General features: G+C 34.5%; 20 protein-coding genes. 7 read left to right on the plus strand and 13 right to left on the minus strand.

Annotation, left to right across the window (positions count from 1 at the left end; genetic code table 11):
- Positions 1 to 33: 33 nt before the first annotated feature.
- Genes E4N74_RS10785 through E4N74_RS10795 form a run of 3 tightly spaced genes read left to right on the plus strand, consistent with a single transcriptional unit; the run spans position 34 to position 3,075 of the window.
- A complete protein-coding gene (locus tag E4N74_RS10785; RefSeq protein ID WP_044978105.1) occupies positions 34 to 1,125 on the plus strand; it encodes a sensor histidine kinase in 1,092 nt (363 codons plus the stop codon).
- Between the two features lies 1 nt (position 1,126).
- The gene (locus E4N74_RS10790) at positions 1,127 to 1,732 is read left to right on the plus strand and encodes a response regulator transcription factor (protein WP_255817645.1); all 606 of its coding nucleotides are present in this window, start codon (positions 1,127 to 1,129) and stop codon (positions 1,730 to 1,732) included.
- 11 nt (positions 1,733 to 1,743) lie between these two features.
- Complete coding sequence (locus E4N74_RS10795) at positions 1,744 to 3,075, plus strand: YhjD/YihY/BrkB family envelope integrity protein (RefSeq protein WP_044978109.1); 1,332 nt, start codon at positions 1,744 to 1,746, stop codon at positions 3,073 to 3,075.
- Positions 3,076 to 3,087: 12 nt separating this feature from the next.
- Here E4N74_RS10795 and E4N74_RS10800 read toward each other — a convergent pair whose 3' ends face one another.
- The 5 genes from E4N74_RS10800 to E4N74_RS10820 all read right to left on the minus strand — a co-directional run bounded on the left by E4N74_RS10800 (position 3,088) and on the right by E4N74_RS10820 (position 9,755).
- On the minus strand, positions 3,088 to 4,785 hold the full coding sequence (locus tag E4N74_RS10800; protein WP_044978110.1) for an FAD-dependent oxidoreductase: 1,698 nt from the start codon (positions 4,783 to 4,785) through the stop codon (positions 3,088 to 3,090).
- A 22-nt stretch (positions 4,786 to 4,807) separates the two neighbouring features.
- Entirely contained in the window at positions 4,808 to 6,886 is a 2,079-nt protein-coding gene (locus E4N74_RS10805) for an adenylate/guanylate cyclase domain-containing protein (RefSeq protein ID WP_255817647.1), read from the minus strand.
- Positions 6,877 to 8,754: an adenylate/guanylate cyclase domain-containing protein gene (locus tag E4N74_RS10810; protein ID WP_255817649.1), complete on the minus strand. Its 1,878-nt coding sequence runs from the start codon at positions 8,752 to 8,754 to the stop codon at positions 6,877 to 6,879. Before E4N74_RS10810 ends, E4N74_RS10805 begins: the two co-directional genes overlap by 10 nt.
- A 105-nt stretch (positions 8,755 to 8,859) precedes the next feature.
- The gene (locus E4N74_RS10815) at positions 8,860 to 9,411 is read right to left on the minus strand and encodes a hypothetical protein (protein WP_145475316.1); all 552 of its coding nucleotides are present in this window, start codon (positions 9,409 to 9,411) and stop codon (positions 8,860 to 8,862) included.
- A gap of 56 nt (positions 9,412 to 9,467) precedes the next feature.
- Positions 9,468 to 9,755 (minus strand): TRL domain-containing protein, encoded by a 288-nt coding sequence (locus tag E4N74_RS10820; RefSeq protein WP_044978114.1) that lies wholly within the window; start codon positions 9,753 to 9,755, stop codon positions 9,468 to 9,470.
- Positions 9,756 to 9,915: 160 nt separating this feature from the next.
- On the opposite strand from E4N74_RS10820, the gene E4N74_RS12850 reads away from it, so the two are divergent.
- Positions 9,916 to 11,688, plus strand: a complete 1,773-nt coding sequence (locus E4N74_RS12850) for a KHG/KDPG aldolase/sugar kinase fusion protein (RefSeq protein ID WP_084224511.1) — start codon at positions 9,916 to 9,918, stop codon at positions 11,686 to 11,688.
- Here E4N74_RS12850 and E4N74_RS10835 read toward each other — a convergent pair.
- The 3 genes from E4N74_RS10835 to E4N74_RS10845 form a co-directional block, all read right to left on the minus strand.
- Entirely contained in the window at positions 11,668 to 13,011 is a 1,344-nt protein-coding gene (locus E4N74_RS10835) for a 5-methylcytosine restriction system specificity protein McrC (RefSeq protein ID WP_255817651.1), read from the minus strand. The genes E4N74_RS12850 and E4N74_RS10835 overlap by 21 nt on opposite strands.
- Complete coding sequence (locus tag E4N74_RS10840) at positions 12,968 to 14,740, minus strand: McrB family protein (protein WP_255817653.1); 1,773 nt, start codon at positions 14,738 to 14,740, stop codon at positions 12,968 to 12,970. The genes E4N74_RS10835 and E4N74_RS10840 overlap by 44 nt, the downstream gene beginning before the upstream one ends.
- Before the next feature lie 279 nt (positions 14,741 to 15,019).
- A complete protein-coding gene (locus tag E4N74_RS10845; protein WP_255805261.1) occupies positions 15,020 to 15,634 on the minus strand; it encodes a hypothetical protein in 615 nt (204 codons plus the stop codon).
- A gap of 366 nt (positions 15,635 to 16,000) precedes the next feature.
- Here E4N74_RS10845 and E4N74_RS10850 point away from each other — a divergent pair, with 366 nt between their 5' ends.
- The 3 genes from E4N74_RS10850 to E4N74_RS10860 all read left to right on the plus strand — a co-directional run bounded on the left by E4N74_RS10850 (position 16,001) and on the right by E4N74_RS10860 (position 20,420).
- Positions 16,001 to 16,672, plus strand: a complete 672-nt coding sequence (locus tag E4N74_RS10850) for a hypothetical protein (RefSeq protein ID WP_255817655.1) — start codon at positions 16,001 to 16,003, stop codon at positions 16,670 to 16,672.
- 30 nt (positions 16,673 to 16,702) lie between these two features.
- A complete protein-coding gene (locus tag E4N74_RS10855) occupies positions 16,703 to 17,245 on the plus strand; it encodes a glutathione peroxidase (protein ID WP_255805262.1) in 543 nt (180 codons plus the stop codon).
- A 133-nt stretch (positions 17,246 to 17,378) separates the two neighbouring features.
- Entirely contained in the window at positions 17,379 to 20,420 is a 3,042-nt protein-coding gene (locus tag E4N74_RS10860) for a TOTE conflict system archaeo-eukaryotic primase domain-containing protein (protein WP_255817657.1), read from the plus strand.
- Positions 20,421 to 20,476: 56 nt separating this feature from the next.
- Here E4N74_RS10860 and E4N74_RS10865 read toward each other — a convergent pair whose 3' ends face one another.
- The 5 genes from E4N74_RS10865 to E4N74_RS10885 all read right to left on the minus strand — a co-directional run bounded on the left by E4N74_RS10865 (position 20,477) and on the right by E4N74_RS10885 (position 23,488).
- Positions 20,477 to 21,385, minus strand: coding sequence for a hypothetical protein (locus tag E4N74_RS10865; protein WP_255817659.1), 909 nt, complete (start codon positions 21,383 to 21,385; stop codon positions 20,477 to 20,479).
- A 226-nt stretch (positions 21,386 to 21,611) separates the two neighbouring features.
- Complete coding sequence (locus E4N74_RS10870) at positions 21,612 to 22,400, minus strand: hypothetical protein (RefSeq protein ID WP_044978126.1); 789 nt, start codon at positions 22,398 to 22,400, stop codon at positions 21,612 to 21,614.
- Between the two features lie 94 nt (positions 22,401 to 22,494).
- The gene (locus tag E4N74_RS10875; RefSeq protein WP_044978128.1) at positions 22,495 to 22,794 is read right to left on the minus strand and encodes a HigA family addiction module antitoxin; all 300 of its coding nucleotides are present in this window, start codon (positions 22,792 to 22,794) and stop codon (positions 22,495 to 22,497) included.
- A gap of 13 nt (positions 22,795 to 22,807) precedes the next feature.
- Positions 22,808 to 23,089 carry a type II toxin-antitoxin system RelE/ParE family toxin gene (locus E4N74_RS10880; protein WP_044978129.1) on the minus strand — a complete coding sequence of 94 codons (282 nt, stop codon included), beginning with the start codon at positions 23,087 to 23,089 and terminating at the stop codon, positions 22,808 to 22,810.
- A gap of 87 nt (positions 23,090 to 23,176) precedes the next feature.
- Entirely contained in the window at positions 23,177 to 23,488 is a 312-nt protein-coding gene (locus E4N74_RS10885; protein WP_255817662.1) for a hypothetical protein, read from the minus strand.
- Positions 23,489 to 23,590 lie beyond the last annotated feature (102 nt).

A 23,590-nucleotide genomic window follows, 5' to 3' on the forward strand; every position in this document is an offset into this window, starting at 1 on the left:
AGGATCTTGTAGTTGAGATAGCCCTATGATTATATGCTTTTATTTTTAGAAAATTTTTTGATAACCTTTTTTTCTTCTCTTTTTGTACTTGTAAAAACAGGCTCATTTACCGCTATACCTTATTTTATGATCTTTTTTTCTTTAGGCCTTTGGTCTGGGATGATAAGCAATAATTATATAAAACCTTTAATTTTTATAACATTTATAATAGCTATAGCAAGCCTTGATAAAAATCTTGCTTTTTTTTCTCCTAGTTTTATAATTATGAATTTAGAAAACAGTAAACCCTCGAATGATTCTCAAAAAAATTATTTTTTATTTTTTAAATGTGTTCCCATTTTATGTCTTTTTTTTAATTTTGATCTTATTTTTTTTCTGTTTGCTTTGATTATATTTTTTTATTCAGGCGTTAAAGAAAACTATTTACTTAAAACATTGGAAGTAACCGGACTAAAAGACAAACTTGCCGAAAACATAATTAATTCGGAAAAGAGAGAGAGAATTTTAAAGAATGATGTTTTAAAAAATGCCGAAATTTTAATTTTGGCCGAAAGAAACAGAATTTCAGGGAGTCTTCATAACTCTATCGGACATACATTGAGTGCAGGTATTTTACAGGTAAATGCACTAAAATATATTTCCAATCAGGAAGAAGTAAAGAAAAGCCTAAATATTTTACAAAGTTCTTTAGAAAAAGGTATGACCGAAATAAGAGAATGTCTTCATAATATGCACAATGATTCTTTTAATTTACAAACAGGCTTAGAAGAACTTGCTGAAAACACAAAAAAGCCTAAAATAGAATTAACATATAAAGTAGACTCCATATCCTATGAGCTAAAATACGATATTTTTTCGATAGTAAAAGAGAGCCTTTCAAACACTATCAAACATAGCGGGGCAAGCGAATTGAATATCAGCATACTGGAACATATCGGCTTTTACTCTCTTATAATAAAAGATAACGGGCGAGGTTTTTCAGAAAAACAAATAAAAAATCTAAATTATGGTATAGGATTAAAAGTCATAGCAGACCTTGTAGAAAAACATAGAGGTATAATTAATTTTTATTCTAAAAACGGATTTAAAACCCATATCATATTTCCAAAAACAAAGGATAAATAAAATGAAAATAATAATAGTTGATGATGACTGCCTTGTAGTTTCTTCTTTAAAAACAATATTAACAGCAAACGGATTCGATATTATTGCAACCGGTTCCACAGGATGCGAAGCTGTTTCTCTTTTTAATGAATACAAACCGGATATTCTTTTAATGGATATAAGAATGGAAAATATGACCGGTATAGAAGCTAGCGAAAAAATCTTAGCTGAGCATAGCGATGCAAAAATACTATTGCTTACAACTTTTAACGATGAAGAATATATTACAAAAGCCATTAACTTCGGGTGTAAAGGTTATATATTAAAACAAAACATCAGCTCTCTTGTTCCTGCACTTAATGCCGTCGACACCGGAAGCATTGTTTTCGATTCGGAGATAATATCAAAACTGCCTCAAACAAAACCGACACGCTCTCAATTTTTAGGAGACTTAAATGATATGGAAACGGATGTCTTAGAATTGGTTGCTGACGGACTTAATAATAAGGAAATAGCAAACCGCCTTAGTTTAAGCGAAGGAACAGTCCGTAATTATGTTTCTTCAATACTCGAAAAATTGAATTTAAGAGACAGAACACAATTAGTAGTATATTATTATACAAAATAGGAGGACATTGATTGAAAAGAGAAAAAAGCAATAGTCAAAAATTTTTAGCTTGGTATACAAGAGTTATTCAAGAACAAAAAAAAGGTCTCTATGATTTTAATCAAAAAATATATATCACAATTGTAAGTTTTGTAAATAATGACCTTTTAACTACGGCGGCAGCAGGAGCATATAATTTTTTAATGTCCGCTCTTCCTGTTTTTATTTTAACATTAACTATTTTACTCCGTGTACTAAAACAAAGCCCGCAGCAAATAAAAGAAGCCCTAAGAGCGCTTTCAATTTTTCAAAACACGATTAATCTTGACAGATTTTTTTATTTTTTATTGAACGTAAATAGCTTTTCTTTTTTTGAATTTATTGTTTTGATTTTTGTTTTATGGATGGCCAGACGGTTTTTTGCAACAATTCAGCATTCAATCAGAAAAGTATACCGTAAGAAAATAAAAATCACGCCGTTAAAAACCAGCCTAATAGTTATTTTAGGTGAAATAATTGTTGTCATCTTTCTTGTTTTTCTATTTATATTTTTAATAACGGGCTCTGCGGTATTTAGAAGTGATTTTGCTCAACCTGTTTTTTCAACTAGTCTATTCAGTCTTTTAAGGAACCTGTTTAAATTTATTCCCGTCATTTTTATGCAATTGTTTGTGTGTTTGGTATATTATTTGATGCCGCCTATAAAACCGTCTTTTAAAACAGCTTTGCTTTCATCTGCAGCCTGCACACTATCTTATTATTTTGTAAAAATATTTTTTAGTTTTTTTAGATCTACAGCTAAATTTACATTAGTATACGGTCTTTTTACGAATGTAATACTTGTCTTAATTCAAGTATGGTTTTTCTTTTTCTTTTTTGTATTTTTTGCACAGTTTATGTACGTAAACCAATTTTTTAATAGTTTTATAATCTCGCAGCTGTACAGACTCCCGAAAGAAGATGCGCCCGGTTTTTTCAATCAGCTTTTAAGACATCTTTTTATTAGTCCGCCAAAAGAATACGGAAAACAAACTATAGAAATAAAAGCAGGAGAAACTATTTTTAATTATGAAGATGAATCAAGTGAGATTTACTACATAATAGAAGGAACCGTAAGCGTTACAAGATTAAACAAAATTTTACATTTCGGAAAAGGAGATTTATTTGGAGAATTTGCCTGTCTTTTAAACGGAAGAAGAACGGGTACGGCTATTGCTGTAACCGACTGCCGTTTGGCCGTTGTGCCCGAAAATGTTTTTTTAGAAGCAATTTCAGTGGATGGAAATCTTTCAAGACAGGCTTTAAAAATGTTGGCCGAATCATTAATAAACCACCCCCCCGAAACCCTGCATCGGGGCTGTTGATTTAACCATTTCCTATCTAAAATTATATTTAGTAACTATCGGCTTTCGCTTTTGAGTAACATCATTAAAGTATTCATAAACACTTATACCTAAAAACGAACCCATGATATTTACTATGTTCTTATATCCTTTACCTTTTAGAGCACAAAGTGCATTATAGCTTCTCTGACCTGAACGGCAATGTACATACACCGGCTTATCTTTCGGAATCTCGTTCATTCTTTCACGTAATTGACTCAAAGGAATATTTACGGCATTTATAATATGGCCTGCTTCAAATTCCTTAGGCTCACGGACATCAACTATAAAAGCATTGTTTTCTACAAGTTCTCGAACCATAGTTACGGGAATTTGTTTATATACACCGTTTAAAATATTTAAACCTACAAGAGCTGCATGATTAACAATATCCTTTGCAGTTCCGAACATCGGTGAGTAGCAAAGCTCTAACTCTTTTAAGTCTTCCAAGGTTCCGCCCAACATAATAAATGAAGCTATAACATCTATACGCTTATCGACATTTCCTTTTCCTATTGCTTGAGCTCCCAAAATTTTACCGGAAGGCTTAGCAAAAATCAGTTTAAAGAAAAGGGGATGTACATTCGGCATTATACTTACCTTATCACCTGGGATAACATAGACGAAGTCATAGTTAATGCCTTGAGCCTGACAATCTTTTTCATTAAGGCCTGTGCATGCAGCATTATAATCAAAACATTGGATAACCGAAGAGCCTATGACTCCCGTATTTCTATGAGGAATACCGTACATATCATCTGCTGCTGCTCTGGCCTGCCTCTGTGCAGGGCCTGCAAGAGTAAGCCTTGTCTTTTTGTTTGTTATAAAATGGCTGACTTCAATAGCATCCCCTACTGCATAAATACCATCTACACTTGTACGGTAATTATGATCTACTAAAATTGCTCCCGTATCTCCAAGTTTTACGCCTGCACTTTGGGCTAAAGTAACTTCAGGGCGGACTCCCAAAGATAAAACAACAGCCCCTGCCTCAATTTTTTTACCGCTCTCAAGGACAATAAAACCGTCTCCTATTTCTTTTATCCCGTCACCCAAAATTAAGTTTACTCCCTTATCGTACAATTCTTTATGAAGAATCTGAGCCATATCATAATCGAATGGGGCCATAACTTGAGGAAGTTTTTCTATAAGGAAAACATTTTTACCGGCAAGTTTAAAGTTTTCGGCAACCTCAATTCCAATAAACCCTGCACCTATAACCGCAATATCTTTTACATTATTAGCATTAACATAATCATCAAGTTTTGTAATATCTACAACATTTCTCACTGTGAAGACATGAGGCTTATCGTATCCTGCTATTGAGCGCGGAACAACAGGAGCCGCTCCCGGAGACAGAACTAAAACATCATAAGTTTCATCAAACTCTTTACCGGTATTTAAGTCTTTTACCTTAACAATCTTTTTTGACGAATCAACTGCCAATACCTCATGCGAAGTCTTTGCAATAATATTATATTGCTTTTTAAACTTTTCAGGAGTCATCAAAACAAGATTTTCACTTTCGGGAACAATTCTACTTAAAAAAAACGGCAAAGCACAGTTTGAAAATGATACATTGGGACCTTTTTCAAACATAATAACTTCAGCATTTTCATCCAAGCGTCTAACTCTTGCAGCAACGGAAGCACCGCCTGCAACACCTCCTACAATCACAACCTTCTTTGCCATAAATTACTCCTTAAAATAAAATTTATCTTACATTTATTTTTTCAAATACTTTTTTATAATACAAAGCAACACAATCATTTGGAAATATTTCCAAAACCTTATCAAAATATTTACTTGCAGCATTAACACCTTCAGTTGATAATAAATTTAAAGCCTTCTTCATATATTCTTGCGTGCTAAACTTTAAATTTTTAATTGAATCATCGTCATCATCATATACTTCATATAAAAAGCCATCTTTGTTTAACGTATTTTTAATTTTCTGTATAGGCCTAATATAATGTTCGGAAATATTTTTCAGCGATTCATATATTTTATCGGATATAATAATACATGAACAATATTTTTTTGTAGATTCTTGTAAAACTTCTGCAACATGATAAGAATTGGAAATAATAATACTGTCCATACGTGCTGAATTTCCTATAGTGCCTAAAAGAATATCGCCCATGTCAATACCTATACCTATTCTTAGAGGAGAAGAATTAGGAACCGAAATGCTATTCCTTGTAAGAGCCTTTTGTATAGCTACTGCACAAGAAAGAGCTGAATCAGCCCCGTCAGGAAATAAAGCAAAAAAACCGTCCCCTAAATACTTAGTTATAACTCCGTTATATGTCCTTACAATCGGAGCAACCAATGCGAAATATTCATTCAATAATTCAAAAACCTGATTCGGTTTTAATTTTTCTGAAGTATGAGTAAATGAGCGGATATCTATAGATAGAATAGGCATTGTAAGCTCTACATTATCTCCTAACTTAACATCGGTTATTGATTTTTTATGTAAAAACTCTACAATTTGATCCGGCACAAAACGAATAAGAGACTTATTTATAAGACTCATTTCAACACCCAAATCTTCTATTTTTTTTATTGAAGCGACATAATCATCCAAGACTTTTACAGACAAAATAATAACGGCAAAAACCGTTCCTATCTGAAGCATAAATTCCCCGGAAGTAATTCCCAGCGAAACCATTAAATCGTAAACACCGAATAAAAATAATACGGATGTTGCCGTAAATACCCATCCTGAAAATTCTTTCTTTTTCTTTAACCCGATAATTGCAACAACAATAATATAGACTACACAAAATACTGCAAAAACTTGATAGTAAATCAGTAAAAATACCGACACTTCAGGCGGAAGCACAACGGTAGATATTGCATATAAAATAGATACCGACAATATAACTATGTAAGGAATTTTATACCTCAATTTTAATGCCTTGCTTAAAAAAACGGTAAACAAAATAATAGGTAGAGGAACGGTAATATACCTCATAATAAAATTAAATAACCATGGGGTATTAGGAAACAAAATAATAAAAATATGGGGATAAAAGAAAATACCCCGCACAGCCAATACCATGGCTGTCAATGCAAACCAGATAACAAAAGATGCCTGTTTATGGAAAAAAGAAAGGATAAAGAAAAACAAAGCAACCGAAAAAGTTATAGCAAATATACTACCGTAAAAAATCAGGTCGCCTCTAAACATTATTCCAATTTGAGATGCCTCGCCTAAAATAATCGGACCTGAAATATATCCCCTATTATTAAAAAAATTGGAAACATTAATAATTATATTTGATGTTCCGTCTTTTAAGGGCCTAAATGCTATTTGGGAAGACCGTGTGCCGGGAGTTTCAGTTTCATTATTTATACCCGGCTGCCCCTGAGTATCAAGGTCTATTCCGTTTACCGCTATACTACAGCTTCCAAAAACTTGAGGAACTTGAATTGCATAAATTACATTAGGGTCTAAACCTGAAAGTTCCAATCCATACGAACCATATCCATAATTGCGGCCAAGTTCCTTGCCGGAAAAATTACCGGGAACCTTAGAATAAAATTCTTTAGAGCCGTTCTTCAAAGAATAAAAGTGATTCGGCGTATAATGGAAATCACCTTTTAAAGAAAAAAGAACAGCCTCTGATAAAGGCCGAGACGGAATATTAACCTTACCTTTTTTTACTTCCAAATCTATAATTTTTTGCTCATAAATAGGTGTAAGCAAATTAGTTAAATAGAGAAGAATAAATAAAAACAAAAAAGGTATAGACCCAAAAAATAATCTTTTTTTTTCTATCGGCATACTCTTCTTACCTCATAGATTTTAAGCGGCTCATCCTTTCCTCTAAATCTTACCAAACCGTTATATTTAAATACAACTTCATCGTTTAATAAATCAGACATATTCTTTTTAACAGCCTCGCTTATAAAAATATCTACTTCTTTTTTTAAAGCATAAAAATGGAGACGGGATGCAACATTAACAACATCGGATATAACGGTACCGTCCATCCTTTGTTCCTCTCCTATAGTTCCAAGCATGAGCCTTCCATAATGGATTCCTACGGCAAGATTTATTTTAGGAAGCAGGTTTATCTGTCTATCCAAATTTTCACAATGAACAATATCCTTAATCTCAAGCATACATTTTATGACATCATCTGCCGATCCATAAAAAAGAACCATTAAACCTTCAGGTAAATATTTATCAATAAATCCGTTATGGGTCTGAATAATGGGATTAATACTTGCCAAAGTATCATTATAAATGTTAAGTAAGCTCAATCTTTCATTTTCCGTTTTTAAGCCCGTATAAACACTTAAATGAATAAAAGCTATATACATATCTTTTAAAACATTATCGCCCAGTTTAATATCTACATGTTTTTTGCTTAAAAATTTCATAAATTCATTAGGAACAAATTTTGCCAGGGCCTTATTTGTAGCCTCGATCTGTTCCGTAATTCTTATAACTTTATCGGCACTTTCTCTAAAAGTACGCAAAATAACAATGGCCATAGGAATCAATAAAACTAAAACTCCTACATGAGACAGAAAAAAACCTTGGATAACCCTATTTGCAATCAAAATATCCCTTACACTTAAAATTAGAAAAATTGAAAACCCTATCAAAAAAAGGATAGCCGATGTATCTTTGCGTAAAGCAGCTTTTATAACAATTATTATATTATAAGCGGCAAACAATAAAACATAGATTTGAGCCGGCTGTAGCAGCTCAGCCGAAACTCTAATAGGAGCAAAAATATTTACAATAATATATAATATTGCAGGAATGCAAAGTATAGCCCAATACTTGCTTTTAGTTTTACTAAACAAGTTATGTACAAACAATGAAGTAAACACAAGACCAAGAGAAAGCGTAGTATAGCCTATTTTAAAAAGAAGCTCGCCATTGATACTCGGCATTATGATAGTGAGTAAAAATTCATCATAACAGCATATCCTTAAACAAAAATTTGCCGACAATAAACCGAAGTAAAGAGAATGTTTTTCTTTAGGATAAAAAATAAACAAAGAGATAAAAAAAGCGGCTGCCAGCAAAAGAATACCGGCCAATATGGTAAGAGTTAAAATGCTTGCATTTTTTTTATCTAAAAGGGTAGAAAAAAAACCGAACTCTATAGGCTTTAAAAATCCTGCCTTATTGTCATTAAAATTGGAAACATGAAATACTAATATTACCTCCTCCTTTCCTAAGGTCGGAAGAGGGATAAAAGCGGCATCCCAATCAAAGGTTTCTTGCTTATAGGAAGAGCCGGCAATACCGCTTCTATAAATTTCCTTACCGTCAAGATAAGCAATACAAGCGGAAGAAATTGTTGCTGTTTTTATTGCATATACGCCGTTCGAAGAAAGATTTTTTATTTTTAACGCATAAGTCCCGTATCCGTAAACGGAAAGCCTATCTTCATACCTATGCCAAGACTTATTTATGTTTTCAAACCGGCTATAGCCCGAAAAATCTTCTAAAGGATTTACAAACTTATTTGGAATAAAAATCCAATCTCCTTCAAGAACCTGTATATCTCCTACGGCGATATTTTCAGCATCAAAAACACCCTTTATAACCGATTGTGATACAAAATTATAAGATTCCGTACATGAAGCTAAAAAAAAGGCACAGATAAAAACTAGAAAAAACTTTTTCACACACTTAACTCCACAAGCGAGGATCTTGTATACAAGAAACATATACGCAATAAAGAATTGCTTCGCAGTATGATACTCTAATACGGAATATTGTCAATAGGGGGATTATTTATAAAAAGCTTCTTCAATGCGGCTGATTAAATCTTTTGAGGCTGCAAATTCCATTTCGGTATTATTATCAAGCTCCACTTTTAATACAGCTTTCCCTTTATGAAGATTCTGCAACACATCTTTAACTTTTTCTTTTTTTATTATTGTAGAAACCCGTATATATCCTAAAGAAAGATTTCTATCGAGAGTATTAAGATCAAAAAGTTCTACAAGCTCTTTAGAATCTAAAATAAAATATGCTTTTAAAATAAAAGCATCGGCTTTAGTATGTAAGGTAAAATTAAAATAGGCATCCGAGACATATTCTCTTTGTCTCATTTGATAAGTAAAGTCGGCCATCACATGGCCGGCCATCATATGGCGAGCCATATGATGGCTTGAAATATCTTTTTCATTTTTTAATACCATTTTCCCCGGACGAATATAGTACTTCATATTACCGGATTCCATATACGCCGTTATAACCTTTTCCTTACCTGATGGAGCGGTCACACATGAAGAAAACAAAAATAAAAATGATATTAAAACAAAAAAAGACTTTTTCATACAATTAAAAAACAGCCCCGCTATAAACATAGCAAGGCTGTCAAGGCTATGATAGCTTATTCCCCTGTAACAACCGTAGTTACAACATAATAGGGAATAGCAGGGCTGGCAGGATAGTCAATTCTAATATCAACAGTTCCTACTTTTGTAATACCGCCATTTTTTGCAGCCTGAGCAATTCCGCCTTCACCCTTTATAGGGAAAATAGCAAAGAAAGCCTGAGAAGCTTCACCTGTTTTTCGTCCTACAACACCTGAAGCACCGGCAACAGGCTTTACTGTTGAACATGATACAATTAAAAAAGCAGCAAATACAACAAACAAAACTAAAGCAATCTTTTTCATAATGAGCCTCCGAATTTGATATAGTTTTATTATAATAGTTTTGTTAACTCTGTCAAGATTTATATCGTTTTTATTTTTTTAATGACAAATCGCAAAAGATATGCTAAAATACTTCGGTATAGATTCTTAAATACAAAACAAATTTAGTAAGAGGCTTTTTATGAACAAAATTTTTAAACAAATAGAAAAAATAGGCATTGTACCGGTCATCGTTTTAGAAAATGAAAAAGATGCCGTTCCTTTGGGAAATGCCCTATCTGCCGCCGGCCTTCTCTGTGCCGAAATCACATTTAGAACGGAAGCAGCCGAAAAAGCTATTCAAGTTTTTTCAAAAAAATTCCCCGATTTTCTTGTAGGAGCCGGAACGGTTTTATCCCCGGAACAAGCCGATAAAGCTATCGCTGCCGGGGCCAAGTTTATCGTCAGCCCGGGATTAAACCCTAAGGTCGTCGAGCACTGCGTTAAATCAGGATATCCGATAATTCCGGGAGTTTCCACAGCAGGAGAAATCGAACAGGCTATGAGCTTCGGCCTTGAAGTAGTCAAATTTTTTCCGGCTGAGGCTGTCGGGGGAGTAAAATTTATAAAAGCCCTTTCCGCACCCTATCCGAATATAAAATTTATGCCTACAGGCGGAATAAATGCCCAAAATATTGCAGAATATGCAGCCTTTTCAAAGGTCATTGCCTGCGGCGGAAGCTGGATGGTTTCAAAAGAACTTATATCTTCAAAAGATTTTAAAAAAATAGAAGAAGAGTCTATTATTGCTTTAAAAGTTGTAAAAGATGCCCGTAATCCTAAAAAAAATACAAGCGCTTTAACTGCATTTCCATACCAAAAAACTTCAACAGAAAAAAAAGACTCAACATCAGACGAAAAACCTTTAGAAGGCAGCATTGAAACAAGTCAAGTGCCCAAAGTTATAACAATGGGCGAAATAATGCTCCGTCTTTCCCCCACAGGTTTTAACCGCTTTGTTCAAGCCGATGCTCTGGAATTGGTTTTCGGCGGAGCGGAGGCAAACGTCGCTGTTTCCTTAGCCAACTTCGGAATGCGGTCATCATACATAACAAAACTACCTGCCCATGAGATAGGCCAAGCAGCCGTAAATTCTTTGCGCCGGTACGGAGTAGATGTTTCAGGCATAATTCGCGGAGGAAAACGCATAGGTATCTATTTTTTAGAAAAAGGAGCCTCCCAACGTGCCTCCAAGGTAATATATGATAGGGCGAACTCAGCCATTGCCGAAGCCTCACCGAGTGACTTTAACTGGAAAGAAATTTTTAAAGGAGCCTCATGGTTCCATTTTACCGGAATTACACCGGCTTTAAGCAAAAATGCCGCCGAAATTTGCCTTGAGGCCTGCAAAACGGCAAGGTCAATGGGCATAACTGTTTCATGCGACCTTAACTACCGCAAAAAACTATGGACTCCCGCAGAAGCAAAAGAAACCATGAGCCGTATCTGCGAGTTCGTCGATATCTGCATTTCAAATGAAGAAGATGCAGAGCAAGTTTTCGGCATTACCTCAAAAAATACGGTTGTAAGCTCGGGCAAACTGAATGAAAAGGGCTATAAAGAGGTTGCTGCAAAGTTATGCAAAAAATTCGGTTTTCAAAAAGTAGGAATAACCCTCCGTGAATCCACCTCAGCCAGCGAAAACAACTGGTCAGCCATGCTTTATACAAAAGGCAAGGCCTATTTCAGCAAAAAATACACAATGCAGGTCGTTGATCGGCTGGGAGGCGGAGACAGTTTTGCTGCAGCCTTAATATGTGCAGAATTAAAAGGCTTTAAACCTCAAAAACAAATCGACTTTGCTTCAGCCGCTTCCTGTCTAAAACACTCCGTAAACGGCGACTTTAACCAAGTTTCTTTTGATGAAGTTTTATACCTTGCAGAAGGCGATGCCTCAGGAAGGGTTCAAAGGTAAGATTTCTTTTGCATTGGAAATAAGCATATTAAAGCGGTCTTCCTCCTTTATTATTTTTACACAATAATCATTATATGAACCTGTTTGTTCTATAGGTATTATAAATGGAAATTCAGTCAAATAGTTATCTGTATCTATGATTTTGTATTTCTTTGGTTCTGCTATACTTTGAGTAGGATAAATCAGAATCCCATGCTTAGAAGAGAATCTCAACATATACATTATTGTTTTATAGTAAATAGCGGCTGCACGCTCTTCGCCATATGAATAGTTTTTACTTAATGGAATATATTTAGCATCAGCAACTATTTTGTTATCCTTTGAAATATAATCAGGAATAATTTTTTGCTTTTCTTTACCGCCACACTCCAATAATTTAAAGTTACTGTTTTCTGAAGTATAATGTGCAAAATTATCTTGTAATACTCCTGCTATATATTCTTCCCACAACCATGCTCCATCAAAAAGTATTCCATAAACTTGGTTATGAGAGTCATCATCATACTTTAAACCTTCATGTCTTAAAATCTGTAAGCATATTTTTTGCAATGGAGTATATTCCGTATAATAGGGATGTTGAGTTTCTCTCAAATTCTCTCTGAATACTTTGTGTAAATCGTGATTCGAATAAGATGGAGTATTATCAATTATTATTCTTATATTTTCGCGAGTCTCTTGCCCAAGTAATAAATTTTCGCCAAAAGACAAAGTTTTAATGTATTCGATTGTGTGTCTGATTAATTGAGTAATACGATTATCGTAACTATATTCTCTGGTGCTATATGCGATTTTTCCGGCAAAAGGAACATTTAGTTGTATATGTTTATTTACATCTATCGAACCTTTTACTTTACTGTCATTATAATAAAATTTACGATATTCTCTGAATAACCCTTGAGATAAGGCCTTGTTTAAATAGTATGGAAATAAATATATCAAAAAGTCAAAAATCGTTATTTCGTTATAAGAGTGTTTCCAATCAAAAACATATTGGCACAATACTTTTTGCAGCAGATAGTGCAAAAAAAAGTCATTTCCGTTGTTATTAGAAAAGCGGGAACAAATACTAAGTTCTGTAAAATTACAACCTACAAACCCCATTAAATTTCCTGTTCTAATTGTTTTATCATTTAAGGAACAAATGTATTGAGAGCCTAAATTATCTCCGTATTCACCGAAACTTTGAGGAAAAATCAATAAGTTAGGATATTTTTCTTTTATATTTCCCAATGTAGCATTAGCTATGACTTGTAAATCGGAAATTACAGGCTCCGGCAAATTAAGAGTTTTGCTGCTGTTGTCCGCTATCCGTATTGATTCCATAGAAAAGACTCTCAAATTGCTCTAATTTAGATTTAGCATCTCTTTGCCCCCGCAAATATTCCCGAAGCAGTCCTTTTAGGTTATTTTCCCAAAGTTCTTTTAATGCTGCTGCATCGTTTAGTTTATCTTTATACCCTTTGAAATAGGCTCCTCCAATTTGGTAATCACTGCCAAGTTTTTCATCAATATCATCATTCAATCTTTTCATAGGGCTTGCAACACTATAGTCTATCCCCATTGCCTTTGCACTATCTTCGGCAGTGATTTCGTAAAATACAAATCTGCGTCGCATTGCAAAATCCATACTTTCAACAGACCGATCAATATCATTCATTGTTCCAATAATATAGACATTATCAGGAATATAAAAACCGTTTTTGAAAATATCTCCGTTTTCTATCAAGTTTTGATATTGGGTTAATACTTTACCATTTATTCCTCGATAATCGGGATCAACGGAAAAAAATAATTCACCGAATATCTTTGACATATCACCGCGGTTAATTTCGTCAATAATAAATACAAATTTTGGAGCGTTTTTCTTTGCTTTTCCTTTTTTATAATCTTCCAATCTAAAACGTTTTTTCATTTCGACAACTATTGCTTTACGATAATTGTCATGTCCACCGCTTGGAATACCGTTCAAACCTTTGTAAATATTATAAAGCTGTTCTTTTGAAAAAAATTTTGACTGGCCTCTTATCCAGTTACCGACTTTTTTATCTTCTTCTGAATTATATGTTCGTGTTGCCAATCCGTCCCCATATTCATTCAATTCTACTTCAAACGAACCTTTACCTGAAACTAACGGAATTTTCATACGAACATCATTATTTAGTTTATCAATCAGCTCTTTCCAACTTTTTTCAAAATTATCAGTCCCAAGCTCATTTTTTGCCAGTATTGCTTTTTCACAAAAATCTTTGAAGACTCCGTTTTTACGCTCAAAACCGATTTCTTTTTGCCCTGATCCTTTTTGAGGTCTTAAACCTTCCACAAAATCTGTATAGTCATAAGAAGGATGGAACTGAACAAATCCTATTTGAGTCTTTTCATCATCAGTTAAATTTTCATATGCCTTATTAAACATCATTTGTGCAGCAATTTGGCGAGCCATAAACGTTTTCCCTGTACCGGGAGCACCATGCAGAATGATATTGTATTTTAATTCAAGTTTTTCGATGTAATTTTTTGTCATATCGTATACCTTTTTATTTATTTGAGATTTTTCATAAAGATCAAACATTTTCTTCAATGCTTCATTCGGATTTTTGCCATCATTAAGCCCTATATCTGAAATTACAAATTCTTCCGAGTCGATATAATCGGGGGTATCTAACCAATATCTATATTCCGTTAGACCCAAAGAAATTATTTTTGTCTTTGTGTCATTCCATTTTGCATATACATTATGGCCTGTTCCTTTCCAGTTCAAATAGCAACTTTTTGATGAATAATCTTTTGTTTTAGGATGTATTTGCACACTTATACAAATATTACCATAATCATATTTTTCCCAGCCGGCAATCTGTTTTTGAATGCTGTCATTACCATATCCTTGTCCGGTTTTTTTAAAACCGGCGCTTTTTACAAATGGCTCAATATATTTCTTATAACCATAAGTATCTAGCGTATCACTTTCAGTATGCCGTATTTTACTCTGAAGATATTCCAGATGTGCAACAAAGTATTCCAAAAGATATTTGAAATTTTGATATTTATCTGCCATTTCCTTCCCTCAAAATCATCCTACCGGAGTTCTGTGTGTAGAACATTTATTCAACTTTTCCCGAATAATAAACTAAAAAATCATATTTTTCAAGTTATTAACCTGATAATTTTGCATATTAAAACAGCGTAAAACGTACTCCTTAAAAATATGTTAATCTATGTTATAATACAACAAGTGAAGATAAAATCCCTTTAATATTAGATAATCTTAAAGTGCGTACATCTTTGAAAACCAGAAAATATCTTGCGACCATTTCGTGAAGATTTGAGCTTGCATTTACTCCAAAGCATTGTTCTTGACTAAACCTTGTATGAGTATAATAGTCCCTTTTGTTTCATATTTATTTTTTACATATTCGTAACTATTGGGTAAATATAATGTTATTGTTGTAGAATACCCGTGTTCAATTAAAATTAAAAAATCATAATTGTATTGAGCAGCAAAAAATATAGGAGATAAAAATTCATCTTTAGGTGTAAATATATCATAATTTTTATAAGATATACTATAGCTATTATCATCATTTTTTATTAAATATTTATTAATAAAATCATCAAGACTCATATTTTTATCGGCTATATCTGTAGATAACTTGCTGATATTTTTATCAACTTTATAATCAAAAAAATATCTTTTAGTACCTATTACCTCATATTTCATCTTTGTTTCATATAAAAAATAATAACCATCATAACAATAAACAATAATCACAGGAATAGTTGCATTATCTTTTTTAGAAATATTTTCCAAAAAATAGTTTTCAATTGTTATTCTATCAATGTTCTTTTCAAGGCGTTTTTCAGTATCTTCTTCTGCAAAACAAAAAATAGATAATAACAATAAACAAGTTATAATAAATATTTTATTATTAATGCGTAAGTTTTTCATCATACAAAATCTTCTTTCATCTGTTTGGAACAGTCCGAAAAATAGGTATTCTGAAAGTTTTTAATTTCATTGAGCGTCATAGTTTTCATAATATTCTATTCCTCTTTTTCGATACGTTTTTCATCAAGAAAAACAGGCAAGACTTCTTCAAACGCAATACCCATGCTTGCGTTTGTTTTTATTTTTGTCCTACTCAAATATCATCTCTTGTTCCTATTACAATTATACCACATTTTGTCATTTATTTGAATGGAGAGGTATTAAATTCTGGGAATTTGTTGTATAATAATTTTTACTAAGATGTATTTTAATAATAAAGAAAATATCTCTACATAACGTTGCAATGCCACAGAGAGCGAGGTTCATACATTGCGAATTATAGATAAAAACAAAGATTATTATGATTATTTGGCCCATCAGGCAGATAGTGATGACGGTGTAACATTTGATAGACGAGGTTCTATTCCTCTCAGGAATGAAGATTTTTTTAATATCTTGAGTGAACATGTCAAAAATCATAAATATTACCGCCAATATTGGCGGTTCTGGAAAGAAGAACCGGCAGAATACAATAAGTTTTTCGCAATTCGTGCCGGAATTAAGTTATTCTTAATTGGCCTTAAATTAGAAATTGATGAAACTGATTTTCGTAATTGTATTTTAAAATCTTATAAAATGGAATTTATAAAAACTTTTGAAGATTTTGATTATAGAGGAAAAATTTTGGATATAGTTTCTGTTGAGAATATAGATTCTCTTGTTACTGCGATAAATAAAAAAAAACTTGAAAATGTCAAACTTTCAGAACTGGTTATTAGAAATATCGGATTACCGGATGGCTTTTATATTTTAAAGAATATCGGCATCCCTTCTATTATTCCTCCTGAACAAATTTACTATAGCATGGAAACTTATTTATTTTCACTTAAAAATGATAAGAACTGTGAATCAAAGGATTTAACGGATTCTGAAAAGATAGTTAATCATGGCTTTGACAAAAAAACATCTTTTAGAAATAGTAGCACAAAGAATGTATTTTAGTTATAATCAAAGTCTAATGGAGGTAAGAAAGTGACAATATACGATTATTCGGTACAGGATGCGCAAGGGCGAAATATCCCGCTAAAAGACTATAAAGGGAAGGTTTTGTTGATTGTAAATACGGCAACAAAATGCGGTTTTACGCCGCACTACAAAGAGCTTGAACAAATGTACGAAAAATATCATGAGCAGGGTTTGGAAATAATCGATGTGCCGTGCAATCAATTCGGGGAGCAAGCACCGGGTACTAACGAACAAATCAGCGAGTTTTGCTCGCTCAATTACAACACGAAATTTCCTCAAATGAAAAAATCGGATGTAAACGGCACAAACGAATTACCGCTGTATACGTATTTAAAAGCTCAAAAAAAATTTGAAGGTTTCGGTGAAGGTAAAACGGCACAAATGATGGACAATTTCCTTGCAAAAATCGATCCCGATTATAAAAACAATTCCGACATTAAATGGAACTTTACCAAATTCATTGCAGCGCGTGACGGCAGCATCGCCGCCCGATTTGAGCCGACGGCTCCCATGACCGAAATTGAAGCGTGTATTGCAAAACTGATATAAAATGCAGCTTTATAATAATCCACTTGATTTTTGGGATTATTATAAAGAGAATAAACTACTCAAAGAAACAATAAAACGGAATATGAACAGATATTCTATGGAGGTATTGACCGATATATAATTTGTACAAAATATGCCCGACATATCACCCTTAGTTTTATCATATTTAAAAACGCTTTCTCATGAAGAACTTATCGCATTAATCCATTCTTTTGCAAATGCCCATGAAGATATTCGGTTTACCCTTGAAGAAAAAGCCGCCGTTGAAACGGCAAAAAACGAAGACGAGGCTGCCGCAGACAAGCAGCAAATGCCTCAAACGGTGCCTGCGATAAAAGCTCAGAATATATCCGCACAATCACCACTTAGAATACCGGCAGTGGACACATCCACGACATCATCGAATGCTCTTGTTAATAGGAACAGTACGCCTCAGGAAAAAATCGATTTGTATACCTCTCTCTTTGTAGGACGGAAAGATGTCTTTGCGCTGCGCTGGTATAATGCAACGTCGAATAAAAGCGGTTATTCGCCTGTATGCGAAAACAAGTGGAAAATTGGGAAATGCGATATGAAAAAATATTCGTGCGCCGACTGTCCTTTTAAACTGCCTGTTCCGCTGTCAGATCGATATATTTTTAACCACTTGGCAGGAAAAGATTCCGCCTGCCGCGATGTGGTCGGTTTATATCCGCTTATGGAAGGAGATGTTTGCCGATTCCTCGCATTCGACTTCGACTCGCATACGGGAAGTTCCGATGCGTGGAAAAAAGATGCGACGGCCGTACGTAAAATCTGTGCGGCGTTTTCCGTTCCCGTTTCGGTTGAAATATCGCGTTCGGGAAAAGGCGCTCACCTTTGGATTTTTTTCAGCGAAGCTGTTGCCGCAAAACGGGCACGCAATTTCGGGAGATTGATTTTGCAGGCTGCGATGAATGAGAGGCATTCGTTATCATTTGAATCATTCGACCGTATGTTTCCCAATCAGGATGCGATACCGAAAGACGGTTACGGCAATTTAATCGCTCTACCGCTGCAGGGGCAAGCAGTAAAAAATAAGTGCTCGGTTTTTGTGGATGAAGATTTTATTCCGTTTGGCGATCAATGGGAGTATTTAAGTTCGGTCAAAACATTGTCCGAAAAAGCCGTACAAACATGCTGCAGCGAAATTGCAAAGGCCGTACCGGAGTTTTTGCCGAATGATTTTGATGAAAGCGAAAATGATAAGGCAAACGATATTGTTAAAGCCAAAACGGCATATAAAATTTCCAGAATACTGACGGATACTCCATCATCGAAAAATCCGCAGCTTACGCAAAAAGATTTTTCTTCGGCTGTGCACATTACGTTTTCCAACCAAATCGAAATTGAAAAAAACGGAATATCGGAACGGGCTCTGGGATTTTTCAGGCGAACGTCGGTTTTCTTAAATCCTGAGTATTTTAAAAATCTTCACATGCGCCTCCCGCTGTATAATATTCCGCGTTATATCGACTGTTCCGATGAAACCGAAAACACTTTGCTTTTGCCTCGCGGCAATCTCGGTCAAATCGAAAAATTATTAACCGATTGCAACACGCCTTACAAAATCAATGATGAACGGGAAAAAGGCGTGCGTATCGAAGTAGATTTTACTGCGGAACTGTATGAGGAACAAAAGGCGGCTTTGCAAGCTATGCTAAAATCGGATTTAGGTATTTTATCCGCCGGAACCGGTTTCGGAAAAACGATAACTGCCGCAGCCCTCATTGCGGAACGGAAAACGAATACGATAATCCTCGTGCAGACGCACACGCTTTTGGAACAGTGGAAAAAGGCTATCAAGCGGTTTTTAAATTATGAGGCGGGAACAATCGCTGCGGGAAAAGATACATCGACGGGCATTATCGACATCGCAATCATTAAGTCGCTCACTGAAAAAAATTCGGATGCGGTAAAACCGCGGCGGCATACATACGGTATGCTTATTGTCGACGAATGTCATCACGTTTCGGCATTCGGAACGGAAAACCTAGTAAAGAGTTTCCGCTCAAAATATGTATACGGACTGACTGCAACGCCTGTCCGGCGTGACGGCCGGCAAAAGATTATCTTTATGCAGTGCGGGCCTATTCTTTATGCGACGACTGCGAAACAGATGAACAGCGTGCAAAACTTTGAACATTATTTTATTCCGCGTTTTACGAACTTTCATATCGCTGCGGAAAATGCAGAGCATTCGAAATCTTCAATTCAAAATTATTATTCCGAAATGATAAAAGCGGAATCACGGAATTTATTAATCGTTTCAGATGTACAAACCGCCGTCAAAGCAGGACGAACGCCGCTTGTTCTTTCCGATAGGATAGAACATTTAAAATTGCTAAAAGAAAATCTAAAAGATGCAGCTGCCAATGTCATCGTGATTACAGGAAAAGGAACGCAAAAACAAAAAAAAGAACAGTTGGAAATACTCAACAAAGTTCCTGCCTCTGAATCGCTTATAGTGCTCGCGACAGGCAAGTATGCCGGAGAAGGCTTTGACAATCCGCGGCTTGATACACTTATGCTTGCAATGCCGTTTAGCTGGAAGGGTACGCTTGCACAATATTGCGGCCGCCTGCACAGAAATTTCGCAGGAAAAGAAGAAGTGTTGATTTTCGACTATGTCGATTTTCGTCTTCCGGTTTTCGACAGGATGTACCGGAATCGGCTTAAAGGCTATAAGCAACTCGGTTATACAATAAAGCCGGTTTTCGATTCAGGGAAGAAAGAAGACGCACCATCAAAGCTATATTCCGCCAACGACTACACAACCGATTTTATTCAAGACTGCATGGACGCAAAAAAATCGGCTATTATTTATTCACCGTACCTTTCCAAAACGGAAGTGCAAAAATTTTTACCTCTCGTACCTAAAATTATTTCAAACGGGTGCAAAATTTTTATTATGACAAAACTGCATGAAGATGAAGGACGGCGAAAAAAGCAACAGCAGTATATTAATATGCTCGAAACGGCGGGAGCTGCGGTTTCGGCGAAAGAGAATATTACACAAAGGTTAGCTATTTTTGATGAAAAAATTTTATGGTACGGCAGTATCAACTTTCTAGGATATTCGGAAGAGGAAGACTGCAGTATCCGTATCTGCAATTCGGAAATCGCGTCAGCTATAGAAGCGGAAATTATAAAATGAGCCGACATATCCCGACTCAAGAATATCGGGGTTCTTGATTTATGCTCAACAGGTTTTTACCCCATAGCTCCTACTATATATGGAATGGCTTCCGTATCATCTAATTCAACACTTTCAAAGTTCATATAATAATTATATGAACGCCCGTCTTTAAGCTGAATGAAAATGATATGGTTCGCAAAGCCGCTGTCGGGATCATACTTGTATGTTGCTTTCTTTATATCCTGTAAACTTAAGGGCGTAATATACTCCCCTGAATCTTCAGCTTCGCCGCCGATAAGTTCACAGACAAACTGCTCCGTTTCCCCTTGAAGAATATTCATACATTGTTCCTTAATATACTGAGGCAGAATATATTGCATACAAGCGTCAACGTCATGAGTATTTAAGGCAGCGGTAAAGCCTCGTGCCAAAGAATGATAATCGTGCTTCTTTTTCGGATAATCGGTAAGGCAGACAAATTTTTCATTTTGCCATTTAAAAATCCTACAATCCTGATTTTCGAGTATAACCGTAATCGAAGTTCCGCTGCGTGGCGGAAAAAAATACATATACTGACCAAGAATTTCCCAAGAAGAGCCTCCGATTTTTTTCCATATATCCCGAATGCCGAAGTTTTCCGTTTTGGAAACTTTGCCGTTGCTGTAAAGATAAAAAGCCGGAAATAAGTCTGAATTCACTAAAATCAGTTTTTCTTTGCCGCCTTTCAGATTCCAGTAACACATTTCCCAGTAGTAGATATCTCCTACGGCTTTAAAACTCACGTAGCGGTTTTCCTCATCGTATACTTCAATAAGCGGATCGAAACCATCGCTTCGCTTTATTTCGTTAAACTTAGCCGGAAATGCGCTATCGGGCAAGCGCATCAGCAGGTCTCTCAGCGTTCCTGCTTTTTCGGCAAAAACACCTGAAGTACCTACAGTCAAAATAGCAATGACCATAATTAATATAATTTTTCTTTTCATAGAACCTCCCATTTATCGGCTATTTTATACCTGTTATATTCGGATAATATAATATGAGCCCTTTATCGTCAAGTAACTCAGGATTGCTTTATAACTACTAATGTTATAGGCCGGTTCCGCACAAGTCTTCCCGCAAGCGGTTAGCTTCTCAACTCAACGTTGTTTAAACTGCCACACGCTTTACCGTGTTGTCGGCTTTGAAAAAGGGTGTTAGGTGATATTCATTTTATGGATGAATCATATCCATATTTCCAAATCCAAAAATTAGCTCGTTTTCTTTTATAACACAACATAAATCAAATTTTGTTATAAAACGAAATGATATTTCACTATTCTTAAATATCTTCCAATCAGAACTTTTCTTATAAATTTTTTTATATTGATTATATTCTTCATTTGAAATTTTTATTATATAGTAATAAGGTAATTGCTCAATATTAGTTGGAATCCCATTTGAATATTGTTTTTCAATAATCTCAATAGATTTATCTTTAATTTGAATATCCGTTTCATGAGTAAAAAGCCATTTTATGAAATTTATATCTTTACAATCAGCAATATTCAATGTGTCCTGTAAATAATATCTACTATAAAAATCCGAATAACTATAACAATCATAGATGATTTGTAATTCATTTAAAATATCACATCTATAGAATTTTTTAGACTCAGATTCATACATCCAATAATTATTTTGAATTTCATATTTTTTCCCTGTCAGTAAATACTCAACTTTATATTCACCATCTATAATACAAGCTTTTTCAACATTATTTATAGAAATAAGCTTTGCCTTTTTAATTTTTCTATCCATCGATATTAAAGCATTACAGAGATCCTTATTTAAAATCGCTGACTCATCATGAGATTTCGGAATCCATCCTTTATATAGGAGAGTACTATTAGAATTATTTTCCAATAAAATTAAAACATTCATCTCTCGTTCATCATCAGCAAAGATATTTTGCAATAAAAGTAGTAATATACACAAAATACATATTCTTTTGTTTTTCATGTTCTTCTCTGAATTTCTGCACGAAAGGCAGTCCGCCTAACATTCGCTTAACCTGCTTTGCGGCTTGTCTGCAATGTCTGATTTGAAGCGGGTGTTAGGCTATCTGTTTACAATGCGGAATTTTCTCTAAATCATTTACGAGCTTTAGCTCTGCTTCTCTCAAATCCAATTCATTTTGCATATTCAGCCAGAACTTAGAAGTTGTTCCAAAGTATTTAGAAAGCCTCAATGACATTTCAACCGTTATTTTTCTTTTTCCATGAACTAAATCCAAAATTGAACTGGAAGAAACACCTAAATCTTTTGAAAGTCTATATGGAGTAATATTTAAAGGCTCGAGAAACTCTTCTAGTAAAATTTCACCAACTGTCGGTAATTCAAATCTTTTATCCATAACACGCCTCCGTTTAGTGGTAATCCACAATCTGTACTTCATAAGCTTCACTGTTTAGAAACTTAAACTGTATTCTCCATTGACTATTTATTCTTATGGAACAATAGTCCTTTAAATCCCCAAGAAGATGTTCAAATCTATTTCCTGGAGGAATTCTCAGATCATCTTCTTTTTCCGCTGAATTAATTATCAATAATTTAGCAAAGGCTCTCTTATGTATTTCAGGCGGAAGCTTAGGTGATTTATTGCCTTTCCAGATTTTTTCCGTTTCTGAATCTGCAAATGATTTAATCATAGTTATATTATCTGTTATTAAGATATATCTGTCAAGTAGCTATATTTAATAGATTTTTTGTTGTGTTTTGAATCATATTTGAATTAGTTATTTATTTTCAGAATAAAAATTACTGTGAAAAATAACTTTCTTACCAATTTTTTCAGCAAATGCTATTTCACGTCTTACTTGTTCTCCGATATATCCATTCAGATTAACCACATAAATAGCATCTGCAATTTGTATTTTTCTATAATGGGCTTCATTAAGCTTTTTTATTTCTTCATCACTTAATTTTATTTCTTCTTCATTGTAAACACACTGTAATACACTCATATTGTGTGTCTTCTCTAATAAAAGAGCTATTTTTTTCATCTCATTTGCAAATCTCATGCTTCCACAAATCGTTACTACTTCCAAACTTTTTACCTCCCATATTACCACGCCTACGGCGTGTGAGCCTAACACCCCTCTTCTCCCCTTCCTCATAATATCATAAAAACCGGTACTTTCTATACACTA

The sequence above is a fragment of the Treponema putidum genome, from assembly GCF_024401155.1.
Taxonomy (GTDB): Bacteria; Spirochaetota; Spirochaetia; order Treponematales; family Treponemataceae; genus Treponema_B; species Treponema_B putidum.